15 protein-coding genes and 1 pseudogene are annotated in these 12,401 nt (G+C 68.0%); 5 read left to right on the forward strand and 11 right to left on the reverse strand.

Translation table 11 applies throughout. The features are described 5' to 3' along the window. Together JWP28_RS19490 and JWP28_RS19495 are read right to left on the reverse strand one after the other, a co-directional pair. A partial coding sequence (locus JWP28_RS19490; protein ID WP_299545518.1) for a hypothetical protein occupies positions 1–283 on the reverse strand: 283 nt, incomplete at its 3' end. Positions 284–327: 44 nt separating this feature from the next. Beyond that, on the reverse strand, positions 328–1,278 hold the full coding sequence (locus tag JWP28_RS19495; protein ID WP_299545519.1) for a tetratricopeptide repeat protein: 951 nt from the start codon (positions 1,276–1,278) through the stop codon (positions 328–330). A 129-nt stretch (positions 1,279–1,407) separates the two neighbouring features. Between JWP28_RS19495 and msrA the strand changes: the two genes are divergently transcribed. The 3 genes from msrA to JWP28_RS19510 are packed head-to-tail and all read left to right on the forward strand — an operon-like array spanning position 1,408 to position 2,747. Further along, a complete protein-coding gene (msrA, locus tag JWP28_RS19500) occupies positions 1,408–2,058 on the forward strand; it encodes a peptide-methionine (S)-S-oxide reductase MsrA (protein ID WP_299545520.1) in 651 nt (216 codons plus the stop codon). 6 nt (positions 2,059–2,064) lie between these two features. Then, positions 2,065–2,412: an MmcQ/YjbR family DNA-binding protein gene (locus JWP28_RS19505; RefSeq protein ID WP_299545521.1), complete on the forward strand. Its 348-nt coding sequence runs from the start codon at positions 2,065–2,067 to the stop codon at positions 2,410–2,412. Between the two features lie 26 nt (positions 2,413–2,438). Next, positions 2,439–2,747: an MmcQ/YjbR family DNA-binding protein gene (locus JWP28_RS19510; RefSeq protein ID WP_299545522.1), complete on the forward strand. Its 309-nt coding sequence runs from the start codon at positions 2,439–2,441 to the stop codon at positions 2,745–2,747. Positions 2,748–2,930: 183 nt separating this feature from the next. On the opposite strand, the gene JWP28_RS19515 is transcribed toward JWP28_RS19510, so the two are convergent. From JWP28_RS19515 to JWP28_RS19535, 5 genes and pseudogenes are all read right to left on the reverse strand, one after another. Next, positions 2,931–4,055 carry an epoxide hydrolase family protein gene (locus JWP28_RS19515; RefSeq protein ID WP_299545523.1) on the reverse strand — a complete coding sequence of 375 codons (1,125 nt, stop codon included), beginning with the start codon at positions 4,053–4,055 and terminating at the stop codon, positions 2,931–2,933. 93 nt (positions 4,056–4,148) lie between these two features. Continuing rightward, complete coding sequence (locus JWP28_RS19520) at positions 4,149–4,532, reverse strand: hypothetical protein (protein ID WP_299545524.1); 384 nt, start codon at positions 4,530–4,532, stop codon at positions 4,149–4,151. Then, a pseudogene (locus JWP28_RS19525) lies at positions 4,529–4,921 on the reverse strand (alpha/beta hydrolase fold domain-containing protein); the annotation flags it as partial. The gene JWP28_RS19520 and the pseudogene JWP28_RS19525, both read right to left, overlap by 4 nt. Before the next feature lie 28 nt (positions 4,922–4,949). Next, positions 4,950–5,087: a hypothetical protein gene (locus JWP28_RS19530; RefSeq protein WP_299545532.1), complete on the reverse strand. Its 138-nt coding sequence runs from the start codon at positions 5,085–5,087 to the stop codon at positions 4,950–4,952. Positions 5,088–5,266: 179 nt separating this feature from the next. Beyond that, complete coding sequence (locus JWP28_RS19535) at positions 5,267–6,271, reverse strand: aspartyl protease family protein (RefSeq protein ID WP_299545525.1); 1,005 nt, start codon at positions 6,269–6,271, stop codon at positions 5,267–5,269. 293 nt (positions 6,272–6,564) lie between these two features. Here JWP28_RS19535 and JWP28_RS19540 point away from each other — a divergent pair, with 293 nt between their 5' ends. Further along, the gene (locus tag JWP28_RS19540) at positions 6,565–7,266 is read left to right on the forward strand and encodes a hypothetical protein (protein WP_299545526.1); all 702 of its coding nucleotides are present in this window, start codon (positions 6,565–6,567) and stop codon (positions 7,264–7,266) included. Positions 7,267–7,270: 4 nt separating this feature from the next. On the opposite strand, the gene JWP28_RS19545 is transcribed toward JWP28_RS19540, so the two are convergent. Then, positions 7,271–8,605 (reverse strand): dihydroorotase, encoded by a 1,335-nt coding sequence (locus JWP28_RS19545; RefSeq protein WP_299545527.1) that lies wholly within the window; start codon positions 8,603–8,605, stop codon positions 7,271–7,273. Next, on the reverse strand, positions 8,598–9,584 hold the full coding sequence (locus JWP28_RS19550) for a glycosyltransferase family 9 protein (protein ID WP_299545528.1): 987 nt from the start codon (positions 9,582–9,584) through the stop codon (positions 8,598–8,600). Before JWP28_RS19550 ends, JWP28_RS19545 begins: the two co-directional genes overlap by 8 nt. A 63-nt stretch (positions 9,585–9,647) precedes the next feature. Between JWP28_RS19550 and JWP28_RS19555 the strand changes: the two genes are divergently transcribed. Continuing rightward, positions 9,648–10,490 (forward strand): folate-binding protein YgfZ, encoded by an 843-nt coding sequence (locus tag JWP28_RS19555; protein ID WP_299545529.1) that lies wholly within the window; start codon positions 9,648–9,650, stop codon positions 10,488–10,490. Here the strand turns inward: JWP28_RS19555 and JWP28_RS19560 are convergent, their stop codons facing one another. Next, positions 10,491–11,570, reverse strand: coding sequence for a site-specific DNA-methyltransferase (locus tag JWP28_RS19560; protein WP_299545530.1), 1,080 nt, complete (start codon positions 11,568–11,570; stop codon positions 10,491–10,493). A gap of 126 nt (positions 11,571–11,696) precedes the next feature. Next, positions 11,697–12,362, reverse strand: a complete 666-nt coding sequence (locus tag JWP28_RS19565) for a ribonuclease HII (RefSeq protein WP_299545531.1) — start codon at positions 12,360–12,362, stop codon at positions 11,697–11,699. Positions 12,363–12,401 lie beyond the last annotated feature (39 nt).

The following is a 12,401-nucleotide window of genomic DNA, read 5'->3' on the forward strand; positions in this document are numbered from 1 at the left end:
CGGCGGTGCCGGGCGCGCCGGAGACGCCGGGGACCAGGAAGTCCGGATTGGTCCGGCCGTCGCGGTGGCAGGTCTCGCAGTTGATCCCGGCCCGCGCCGCCTGGCCGCCCAGGATCACCGGCGTGCGGAAGGCCGCGCGGCCGACCTCGACCTTGGCCGCCAGCGCCGCATCCGCAGGAATCCTCAGGCACTCGGTGGGCGTCGAGCCGAGGGCCCGGGCAGGATCGGCGTCCTTCGCCACCCACAGCATGCCGCGGATCGGCGCATCGCCCAAGGCCGCCACTGCCGCGAGCGCCGAAACGCCCGCGAGGACGAAACTGAGAGCCGCTAGTTCCTGTGCGGGTCGCCGCCGGCGTCGATCCAACGGCGCAGCTCCTCGGCGTCCGCGCAGCCGTAGGCGCAGAGTTTGTCCAGGCGGGCCAGCATCAGACGCGCGCCGGCGATATCGCCGCGGGCGGCCTTCAACTCACCATAGTACTCGGTGGCCCCGATGTGCTTCGGGTCGATGGCCAGCGCCTGGCGGTAGTAGGTCTCGGCGCGGGCGTAGTCGCCCTTCTTGCGCCAGGTGTAGCCCTGGTAGGTGAGGATATCCGGGTGCGGCCCGAAGGTTTCCGCCGCCTTGGCCAGCGAGGCCAGCGCCTCGTCATAGCGCCGCTCGTTGATCAGGCTGACGGCCTGCACATAGGCCGCGTCGCCGGCCTTCGCGCCCCCAAACAGCAGGGAGCGGTCGAGCAGGGCGCTGGGCTTCGGCGCGGCGCCCGAAGCCGGGTTCATGGCGCTTTGCACCTGGTCGGTGAACGCCTTCAGCCGCGCGGCGTCGGGGCAGGTGTCGCCGCAGGCCTGCGCCTTGGATTTCAGCCAGTCGGCCTCGCCCTGGGCCTTCGGGTCCTTCAGGTTGGCCAGCGCCAGGCCCAGGCCCGCGTGCACCCGCACGTCGTCGGGCGACAGCTTCATGGCCTTCTCGTAGGCGCGGCGCGAGCCCTTCCAGTCGTTGTCGCCGGCCTTGGCCGCGCCCAGCAGCTGCCAGGCGTCGGCGTTCCTCGGCACGGCCTCGGTGACGTGTTCGGCGGCCCTGGCGGCGTCCTTGAACTGGTTGGCCTTGATGGCTGCGATCGCCTTGGCGTACTCGGTCGCCGGGTCGTAGCGTGGCGCGGACTCGCTTGGCATTCCGCCGCCCGAGGACATCCCACCCGCACCGCCGCCGCTGGCGAAGGCCGCGCCGCCCGCCAGGACGGCCAGGCAACCGCCGATCAAGGCCGCTTTCAACGCGCGTCGCATGGAAGATCCTCCTCTAGCGTCGTTCTCGCCGCGAAGATTGGCACGGAATTGACCCGGCGTCAGCCACCCCGGCGAGTGCAAAATCGCCGGCGAACGCCTATCTTTGCGGGCGACCGCAAGGAGGCCCCCATGTTCGGACGCAAGACGCTGGAACTGCCCACGCCGGAAACCGCCCTGCCGGGCCGCGCGCACCCGATCCCCACGGCCCAGACCCACTTCATCAACGGCCGCCCGCTGAAGGGGCCCTATCCCGACGGGCTGGAGACCGCGATCTTCGCCATGGGCTGCTTCTGGGGCGAGGAGAAGAAGTTCTGGAGCCTGCCCGGCGTCTGGGTGACCGCCGTGGGCTATGTCGCCGGCCTGACGCCCAACCCGACCTACGAGGAGGTCTGCTCCGGCCGCACCGGCCATACCGAGGCGGTGCTGGTGGTCTTCGACCCGAAGGTGGTGAGCTACAGCGCGCTGCTGAAGGTGTTCTGGGAGGGGCATGACCCGACGCAGGGCATGCGCCAGGGCAATGACGTCGGCAGCCAGTTCCGCTCGGGCGTCTATCCGCAGAACGACTCCCAGGCCGCCGCGGCGGAGGCCTCGAAGGAGGCCTACCAGCAGGCGCTGAGCGCCAAGGGGTTCGGCAAGATCACCACCGAGATCGTCCCGGCCGGCGAGTTCTATTTCGCCGAGGACTACCACCAGCAGTACCTGGCCAAGAATCCCGCCGGCTACTGCGGGATCGGCGGCACCGGCGTCAGCTGCCCGATCGGCGTCGGCGTCGAGGCCTGAGCGCCGATGACGCCGGCGGCCCTGGAGAAGGCGGCGCTGGCGTTTCCTGGCGCTGAGCTCAGCATCAAGTGGGGCGACGACCGCTGCTACACGGTCGGCGGCAAGATGTTCGCGGCCACCGACGGGGCGGCGACCAACCTGTCGATGAAGGTCACCGACATCGCCTTCGAGGCCCTGACCGAGACCGGCCGCGCCAGGCCCGCGCCCTACGCCGCGCGTTTCAAATGGGTGATGTTCGAGGACCTCGCGAGCCTCGACGACGCCGAGGTGGGGGACTGGCTGAAGACCGCCCATCAGCTGGTCGCTGCCAAGTTGCCTCGCAAGCAGCGCGCCGGGCTGGGGCTCGCCGTTTGACGCGCGAGGGGATCGAGGCGGTGGCCATGGCCTTGCCCGCCGCCACCAAGGTCATCCAGTGGGGCGGGTCCGACGTCTACAAGGTGGGCGGCAAGGTGTTCGCCATCTGCGGCCTCTCCGGGGGGCTGTCGTTCAAGGTGACGGAGATCGGTTTCGTGGCCCTGACCGAAGGCGGACCTGCCCGCCAGGCGCCCTATCTGCACAAGGGCTCCTGGGTGTTCATCGAGCTGCACGCCGCCGACGACGCCGACATCACCGACTGGCTGATTAACGCCCACAGCCTGATCGCGGCGAAGCTGACCAAGGCGGCGAAACGCGAGCTGGGCCTGGCGTAAGCTCGGCCGAGCAAATGTCAGCGATGGGCGGTGAGGCGGACATCGGCGGCCCTGTCCTCAGGGGCCGTTCCGCGCCAGGAACGGGGATTGGGATAGCTCCGAGATCCTGACATTCCGCAACCTGCGCGTGCACCTAGGGGTTCTTGCGGCCGCTGGCGGTTAACCTGACAACGCCACCGGGACTTACCGGGGGAGTGATAGACGGACTGTTCGTTCGAACTGTCGCAAATCCTCCGCGTAGAGGACAGGCTGCTCCCAAGCTGGGAAATGTCCGCCTTTTGGAAAGACCGTATAGCGCTGCACGTTGTAGAGCCGGGCGGCCAGTTCACGCGGCGCCAGAGCGATGTCCTTAGGCCACATCGCCACCGCCGTAGGCGGGCGTACGAAGTCGGCAGCCAGGAGCTTCGGTCGCAGGTGGCTGGCTTCATAGTAGTATCGGACTGAGGAGCCGATGGTGTTGGTCGTCCAATAGATCATCAGGTTGTCGATCAGGACCTCCGGCGGAAAAACCGAAAGGACGTCACCATCGCAATCAGACCAGTTGCGAAACTTCTCCACGATCCAGCTGGCCAGGCCCGCGGGGGAGTCCGCCAGGGCGAAGGCCAGGCTCTGTGGCTTGGAGCTTTGGATCGATCCATATCCACCCTCGTCGCGATCCCAGATCTCCGCCCGCGCCTCGTAGTCCCGCTCCGAGGCCGTTGGCGGCGAGGCGCCCGCCGCCCAGGGCTTCTCCGCGACAGCCGAGACATGGGCCGCGATGACACGGTCCGGATAGTGCAGAGCGATCCGTGTCGCCACGCCCGACCCGACGTCGGTCCCGGACACCATGAACCGATCGTGGCCGAGGGCGGTCATCAACTTGGGATAGAGGTCCGCCGGCTCGACCTGGTAGGGCCGGGTCGGGCGATCGGAAAAGCCGAAGCCGGGGTGCGTGGGAACGACCACGTCGAAGGAAGGTTCGCCTTGCGACAGCAGCACGGCCAGGCGCTGGTATTCCACAAAGCTCGAAGGCCAGCCGTTCATCAGGAGCAGCGGCACGGCGTCCGGACCCCGCCCGCGGTAGTGCAGGTAGTGCAAACCGTAACCGTCGATGGTCGCGCGGAAGTGGGGCAGCCGGTTCAGGGCGGCGCGTCGCTCAGCCCAAACATATTGGTCCCGCCAATAACCGACGAGCTTCTGCAGAAACCCGCGCTCCATCCCGTAGGACCAGTCGGACACGACCGCGTCGTTCCAGCGCGTCGCTGTGAGCCGACGGTTCAGATCCGCGAGACCCTCCGGGTCCCAAGGGATCTGGAACGGCACAATCATCGTCGCCTCCTCAGCGGCTGTGCGCGATGCGATACCGGCCGCCGCAAGGCCCGCAAGGGCCCCTCTTCTCGTAGGCCGCATTCGCCGTTCTAGTCAGGCCGCCTTGACCTGACGGGCGGCGGCGTCTGCGGTGTCTTCGGGCCGCGTGTTGAAGGCGATCGTCGCGTTTGGCGCGGATTTGTGAATGATGTTCACCACCGTCTCGAAGAGCGCGAGGCCTTTGGGCGGGAGTCTCATGCCGCCGCCGATCACCACACAGTCATAGTCGGCGCCCGCCAGCGCTTTCTCGAGCATCGCGCTCCCAGCGGCATCTGGCGTGATCATGCACGTATCGCCTTGCCAACCCCGCTCCTCGATCTTTTTGACGCCCAAAGCGATCCCGGCGTTGATCTTTTCGGCATCGAAGCCGGGCGGCAGGGAAGGGTCCGAGAAATCGACCGTTTCAGGCTTTTGGCCGACAAACAGGATTTTGGTCATTTGGTTTCTCCATTCGGGTGGTGTTGATCGGAAATTAGCGGAACGTTGTTCAGCGAGTGAGATTGCCGACGGAGGAACTCACCGGCGATATCGAGCGCCTCGCGCGCGGCCTGCAGGACGGCGAGATTGGCGGGGAAGACGTGCGTCATTCCCTGCCAGACGTGAAGTTCGGCTGCAGAGCCCGATTTCGCCATCAGATCTGCGTATCGGCGCGCATCATCGAGCAGGATTTCGTCCTCGCCGACATGGAGCAGGACTGGCGGCAGACCCGCCAGGTCGCCATGGAGCGGCGAGACGCGCGGGTCCTTGGCTTCCGCCTGTCCCAGATAGAGCTGCCTGGCATCTTCCAGGCTTCGACGCGAGAGCATTGGGTCGTGTCCCGCTCGGGCCTTGCAGCCGCGGCGGTGGCTTTTGCTTTCAGCGCCGCGACGCCTGCGGCGAGAGTTCCTCGTTTCGCGCCACGAGCGCGACGGAAAAGCCCGCCGCGCCGAACTTCTCGGCGACCGCGATCGAGATTCCCGGTCCAAACCCTACGACGACGATGGTCTTTGACATGGTCCCTCCGATGATGCGGCTGGCGTGACCGCATTCGCAGCCCGTCACTATCGAGTTAGGTAACCGAGGGGCGACGATCCATCCCCTAGCGTCCGCGTTATCGTCGCGATCGTCCGGGATGGCCTCTTAGGGGGCGTCCACAGATGGAGAGCGGACGTAGTCCCACTGTCAACGGGCCGTCATCTCGCCGCGTGCGTGTCATCGCTCGCCGCCGCCGCGTCGGGCTGAGGCACGTTGAACACCCGTCCGCCGTTGTAGCTGAAGTAGAGTTTGCGCTGGCTGTTGGCGACGTAGACGTGGTGCGCGAGGAAGAAGTCGGCGCCGACCAGGACGTCGAAGTCGTCCGGGTTGGAGTCGCCGATCGCCAGCAAGGTGTTCTTGATTTCCTCGTCACCGATCTGGACGCTGGAGAACCGGCCGATCCAGGTCTTGATGTTGTCGCGATCGATACCTCTGGTGTAGCCGGCGGGCTTCACGCCGGGGTCGCTGGTCTTCACCCCGGCTCGGGCGGCGGCGCGCGCGGTGATGAAGGTCGTTGACGCGCCGGTGTCGAAATAGGCTCGCATCTTCACGCCGTTGATCGTGATCATGGCGACCGTGTGAGCGTTTATCCCACCGGTCGATTCCAGCGGCGTTACGGAATAGGTCATGCCGGACTTGACCCAATAGGCCAACTCGGCCGCGCCGCAGTCCTCCGGCCGGACTAGGCGCATCACGCCGTTCCGCAGGTCGTATTCGTTGTCCAGCTGGTGCAGGAAATTCTGCCCGAGGATGCCGGAGGCGCTGCCGAAGTTGAAGGTCAGGAAGGGCACGCCGGTGAACTTCGCGCCGGCGAACTCGAAGGTCGAGGCGACGACGATGCCGGCCACTCGACCCGATCCGCCGGCGCCGGTCGTCAGCGTTTCGGCGGCGGGGCCCAAGCGGGTACCGATCTCCGGCCTCGCAACGGGCCGGAGCTTTTGCTGCGCCGCGAACTTGGCGTCGATCAAGCTGAAAAAGGCGCCTGAGTCCAGAAGGAGCTTGACCGGCTGGCCGTTGATCTTGCCCGCCACCAGGGGGCTGTGGCCCTCCATCGTCACGGGCACCTCCATCGTCTTTAAACTGCAGGCGGCGCTGGCGTCGACGGACCTAAGCAGCAGCGCAGCGCCCATCAGGGCTGCGGCGACGACTGAACGAGATACCATCAGCTCCTCCATGGCCGTTCGCCGCAGGCGCTGCCCGCCGAGCGCGTGATATCGAACCTCTATGCAACTTGGGGTGCAGTGGGGGCCATGGTCAAGCTAGACGGTACTAGGGATACATACGACTTCAGGTACGTGGTCCCAAATTGGGGCCCTACTCGTCGGCACGAAACGCCGACAGGCAAGACGTCGTACGTGTCCCCACTTACAATAATCAAAAGGGTCAGCGGGCTGCCGCCCAAAGATTCTGATCTGATTTCTTGACTTCCGGCCAATTCTATGTTCTTGTTTTGTTCATGGCCGACACCGTCCCGCCGACCGCGCCGATGCTGACCGATCCATCCCAGGGTCGGGCGGGCGGGTGCGCCTGCGGCGGGGCCGAGGCGCGGGCTGAGCGCCATTTGCGCATGCTTCAGGAACTGGCCGGGATCGGCATGGACCTGGCGCGGAGCATGCAGCGCCAAGCTCATGGGCAGGCCGCGACCGACCACGGCGCCGCCGACCTCGGCCTGGTGTTCTCCCGCATCGCGCGCGCCGTGCGCCAGACCGTGGCGCTGGAGGCCAAGCTTGCCGAGGATCGCCAGAAAACGCAGGCCGAGCGCGCGCCGTTGACCGTCGCCGACCGCTGGCGCAGCGCCCGGCGCAAGCGTCAGGTCAAGGAGATCGTCGCCGAGGCTATCGGATCCGAGGTCGGCGAGTTCGACGTCGAGAGGCTGTTCGACGATCTGGATGAACGGCTCGCGGACGGCGACGAGGAGGCCGATTTCGCCGAGCGCCCCATCGGCGAACTGGTCGCCCGCATCTGCCGCGACCTGGGCGTGACCCCCGACTGGAGCCTCTGGCAAGACGACGACTGGGCTATCGAGGAAGCCGCGGCCAAGGCGCCGGGCTCACCTTACGCCGCGCATGCTCCGGAGGCGGACGATCCGAGGCCGGACGATCCGGGCGACGATCCCCCCGACAGGCCGCCGTTGCGACCGCCCGGGCGAACCCACTGACCGCTTAAGGCGCCAGCGTCTCGTTGAACCGCACCGGTTCGCCCAGGTGCGGCGCGATAACCTCGTCGTCGCGCATGACCACCGTGCCGCGGATGATGGTCGCCATCGGCCAGCCCTTGACCTCCATGCCGTCGAACGGGGTCCAGCCGACGCGGCTGGCCATCATGTCATGGCGAATCGTGCGGCGAGCCTTGAGGTCGACGATGGTGAGGTCGGCGTCGTAGCCTTCGGCGAGGCGGCCCTTGTCGGCCAGGCCGAACAGCCGGTTCGCGCCGTGGCTGGTGAGGTCGACGAGCCGCTCCAGCGTCAGCCGGCCTTCGGCCACGTGGGTCAGCATCACCGGCAGCAGAGTCTGCACGCCGGGCATGCCGGACGGGGAGGCGGGATAGGGCCGGGCCTTCTCCTCCGAGGTGTGCGGCGCGTGGTCGGAGCCCAGCACGTCGGCGACGCCGCTGGCGAGGCCGGCCCAGAGCGCCCTGCGGTGCTCCTCGCCGCGGATCGGCGGGTTCATCTGGGCGTAGCCCTTCAGCCGCTCGTAGGCCTCGGGCCCTGCCAGCGTCAGGTGCTGCGGCGTCAGCTCCACGCTGGCCACGTCCTTGTGCGCGGCGAGGTAGGCGATCTCGTCGGCCGTGGTGACGTGCAGGACGTGGATGCGCTTGCCGAGCGCGGTGGCGATCCGCACCAGCCGCTCGGTGGACTGGATCGCCGACTGGGCGTCGCGGACCTCGTAGTGGCTGGTCCAGTCGCCGGTGCGGGCCAGCGGCCGACGCTCGGCCAGGCGGTACTCGTCCTCGGAGTGGAAGGCCGCGCGGCGGTTCACGTGGCGCAGCACCTGCTCGATGCCCTCGTCGTCCTGCACCAGGAGGGTGCCGGTCGAGGCGCCCATGAACACCTTGATCCCGCAGCAGCCGGGCAGGCGTTCCAACTCGCCCAGCCACTGGGCGTTCTCGTGGGTGCCGCCGACGTAAAAGGCGTGGTCGCAGTGCATCCGGCCCTTGGCGCGGGCGAGCTTGTCGGCCAGCGCGTCGGGGTCGGTGGTGGTGGGCTCGGTGTTGGGCATCTCGAAGACCGCGACGACGCCGCCCAGCACCGCCGCCCGGGAGCCGCTTTCCAGGTCTTCCTTCCACTCCAGGCCCGGCTCGCGGAAGTGCACCTGGGTGTCGATGACGCCGGGCATGATCGTCAGGCCCTTGGCGTCGAAGACCTCGTCGGCGGAGGCTTGCGAAAGGTCGCCGACTGCGGCGATCTTGCCGCCGCGCACGCCCACGTCGGCGAGCCCCCGGCCGGCATGGTTCACCACCTCGCCGCCGCGGACGATCAGGTCGTAGGTCTCAGTCATGGGGTCCGGTCCCGTCCGTCGCGGCCAGCAGCTCCTCGGCGGCTCGTACGACGGTTTCCACCGGCAGGTCCATCATGTGGCAGAGCGCCTGGCCGAAACCCGGATCGACCGCGCGGATCTGCTCATAGCTGCGCGGCCCGCGCACGATGCGGGTGTTGGTCCCCCAGGGGCTGTAGAGCTGCTCGTCAGACGGCCCGAACAGGCCGAGCGTCGGGATCCCGGCGGTCGCTGCCAGGTGCATGGTCCCGGAGTCGTTGCCGATGAACAGCCTGGCCCGTTTCAGGCAGGCGAAGGCGGTGAGCAGGTCGGTGTCCTCGGTCAGGTTGATGAACTGGTTGCGCATGACCACGTCGCGCAGGCCCTTGGCGAGCTTGGCGTCCTCCGGCCCGCCCAGCACCATCAGCCGGCCGCCCTTCATCGGGCCCTCGGGATCGAGCAGCCGCATGGCGGTGCGCGAGAAGCGCTCCAGCGGCCAGGTCTTGCCGAGCCAGTTGGCGGCCGGCGCCAAGGCCAGGATCGGCCCGAAGCCGGCGGTAAGCTCGTCGGCGCGGGCCTCGGTCTCCGGCGAGGTGAAGATGTAGGGCGGCGCGGGGTCGTCCTCGATCTTGAGGATGCGGGCGGCCTCGATCACCTTGTGCACCGGCGGCCCGGAGCTCTTGCGCCAGATGGCGCGGCGCTTGGTGCTGATGAAGCGCGAAAGCCCGGATCCGCGCAGGTCGACCACCAGGCCCCAGCGGGTGGCGCGCACCTGCCGCCAGAGTTCGAACCAATGGCCGCCGCCCTTGGCCTTGGGCAGGGTGATGATCCTGTCGAGGGTCGGAAGCTCGTCGAACAGCGGCGTGGCGACCGGTCCGGCCACCACCGTGAAGCGGGCGTTGGGGATCTCGTCGGACAGCCGCTTGACCAGTCCCGACGACAGCACCGCGTCCCCGATGCGGTTCGAGGTGATGAACAGGATGGGGAATGCGCCGCGGGCCATTGGTCACCTCTATAGGATGCGCAGCGCTGGCGCTCCACCGCCCGACGCCCCAAATTGCACTCCATGAGCGAAACCCCAACCTACGCGCTTCTGCCGAGCCGCGCCCTGATCGCCGTGTCGGGTCCGGATTGGCGGGATTTCCTGCAGGGCCTGGTCACCCAGGACGTCGAGACGCTTGGCCTCGGCGAGGCGCGCTTCGGAGCCCTGCTGACCCCGCAGGGCCGGCTGTTCTACGACCTGTTCGCGGTGGGCCGGGAGGAGGGGGCGTGGCTGGACGTGGAGGCGGAGCACCGCACGGCCCTCATCCAGCGGCTCACGATGTACCGGCTGCGAGCCAAGGTGGAGATCGCGGCGTCAGATTCTTCGGTTTCGGCGCTGTTCCCCGGTGATCCGTGCTCCCAGCTCGGGGGAGAGGGCCTTGTGCGCGATCCTCGGCTGCCGGGACTTGGCTGGCGAGGATATGGCGTGACCGAGCCTGACGGCGCGCGGCCCGGCGACGAAACGGCATACGACGCCCACCGGCTGGCGCTGGGCGTGCCCGGCCCAGCCGACTGGGGCTCGGACAAGACCTATCCCATCGAGGCCGATTTCGACCTGCTCGGCGGCATCGACTTCAAGAAGGGCTGCTTCGTCGGCCAGGAGACCACCTCGCGGATGAAGCGCCGCGGCCAGGTTAAGAGCCGCATGCTGCCGATCGCCTTCGAGGGACCTCCGCCTGCGCCGGGCTCGGAAGTGTTGGCCGGAGACCTGCGGGCCGGCGAGGTGCTGTCCGGCCGCGACGGCCGCGCCATCGCGCTCCTGCGCCTGGACCGCGCGTCGGGCGCAAGCCTCACCGTCGACGGCCATCCGGTCACGGTCGAGCGCCCGGCCTGGTTCCTCGCCGCGCTGGGCGCGGAAGCCGCCTAGCTAGGCGGCGATCTGGCTGCGCACCTTGGCGCGCAGAACGTCGATGGGGGCGAGCCCCTTGTCGGACTTGAAGTGCCAGTAGGTCCAGCCGTTGCAGGCCGGCTGCGACTGCACCATGGCGCCCACCTTGTGGATCGAGCCGGAGAGGTCGCCCACCACCAGGCTGCCGTCGGCGCGGACGCGGGCGGCGTGGCGGCCCTTGTCGTCGTAGAGCACGTCGCCGGCGCGCAGCAGGCCCGCCTCGACGATCTGGCCGAACGGGATCCGCGGTTCGGACTTCTTGGAACCGGTGACGACCATCTCCGCCGCCGTGGCGGGAATGACCTTGGCGATGCGGGCCTTGGCCAGCTCGGCGTAGGCCGCCTCCCGCTCGATGCCGATGTAGTGGCGTCCCAGCCGCCGGGCCGCGGCGCCGGTGGTGCCGGTGCCGAAGAACGGGTCGAGGATCACGTCGCCCGGCCGTGTGGAGGCCAGGATCACCCGGCAAAGCAGGGCCTCGGGCTTCTGGGTCGGATGGGCCTTGACGCCGGCGGCGTCCTTCAGCCGCTCCTCGCCGGTGCACAGCGGCAGGCTCCAGTCGGAACGCATCTGCAGCTCGTCATTGGCCATCTTCATGGCGTCGTAGTTGAAGGTGTAGCGCTTGCCCCCGCGCGACTTCGCCGCCCAGATCAGCGTCTCGTGCGCATTGGTGAACCGCGTGCCCTTGAAGTTGGGCATCGGGTTGGACTTGCGCCAGACGACGTCGTTGAGGATCCAGAACCCCAGGTCCTGCAGGGTGGCGCCGACCCGGAAGATGTTGTGGTAGCTGCCGATCACCCACAGCGCTCCGTCGTCCTTCAGCACCCGACGGCACTCGGCGAGCCAGGCCTTGGTGAAAGCGTCGTAAGTGGCGAAGCTCTCGAAGCGGTCCCAGTCGTCGTCGACCGCGTCCACCTTGGAGTTGTCGGGCCGCAAGAGGTCGCCACCGAGCTGCAGGTTGTACGGGGGGTCGGCGAAGACCAGGTCGACCGACCGGTCGGGGAGCTTTTTCAGCTCCTCCAGGCAATCGCCCAGGATGATGGTGTCGGCCGCAACGCCCATACGCGCCTCATGGATTCACGAGATTGAATCCTGGGCCCACATGGTTGAGGAGCCGTTGCCGAACGTGGTGAACGAGCTCTTAAGGCTCAGTCGCCGGAGAGCGTCGTGCGGATGGACCTTGGCAGGTCAATCCTCGAACGGCAGGTTGTCCTGCAGGACATCCTCGAAGGCCTGCAGCGGGTCCTTGCCCATCAGGGCGAGCTTCACCGGCCCCCAGGCCATTCGGTGGATTTCGCATGGCCCCAGCGCCAGCAGCCCCTCGGCGTGAATCGGCGCGCGGTAACCCTTGTGGCTGGCGAAGCCGTAGCCCGGATAGCGGGCGTCCATCTCGACCATCAGCCGGTCGCGGGCCACCTTGGCCAGGATCGAGGCCGCGGCGATCGACTTCGACTTCCCGTCGCCGCCCACCACCGTCTTGACCTCGCAAGGCAGCTTGAAGCGGTAGTTGCCGTCCACCAGGGCGAAGGCCGGCGCGACCGCCAGGGCCGCGACGGCCCGGTGCATGGCCAGGCCCGTCGCGTGCAGGATGTTGAGCGCCGCGATCTCCTCCACCGACGCGAAGCCGACGCCCCAGGCCAGCGCCTTGGCCTTGATCTCCACCTCCAGCGTCTCGCGGGTCTTGGCCGACAGCTTCTTGGAATCATCGAGGCCCTTGGGGACCTTCTTCGGATTGAGGATAACCGCGCCGGCGCTCACCGGCCCGGCCCATGGCCCGCGCCCGGCTTCATCCACGCCGCAGACCAGGCCGCCGATGAAGGCCTTCTCCAGCAGCATGGTCGGGCCTTTGGCCATCTCAGCGCTTCACCGCTTCGTGGCGGAAGCAGCAGGTCA

The organism is Phenylobacterium sp. (genome assembly GCF_028290885.1).
Taxonomy (GTDB): domain Bacteria; phylum Pseudomonadota; class Alphaproteobacteria; order Caulobacterales; family Caulobacteraceae; genus Phenylobacterium.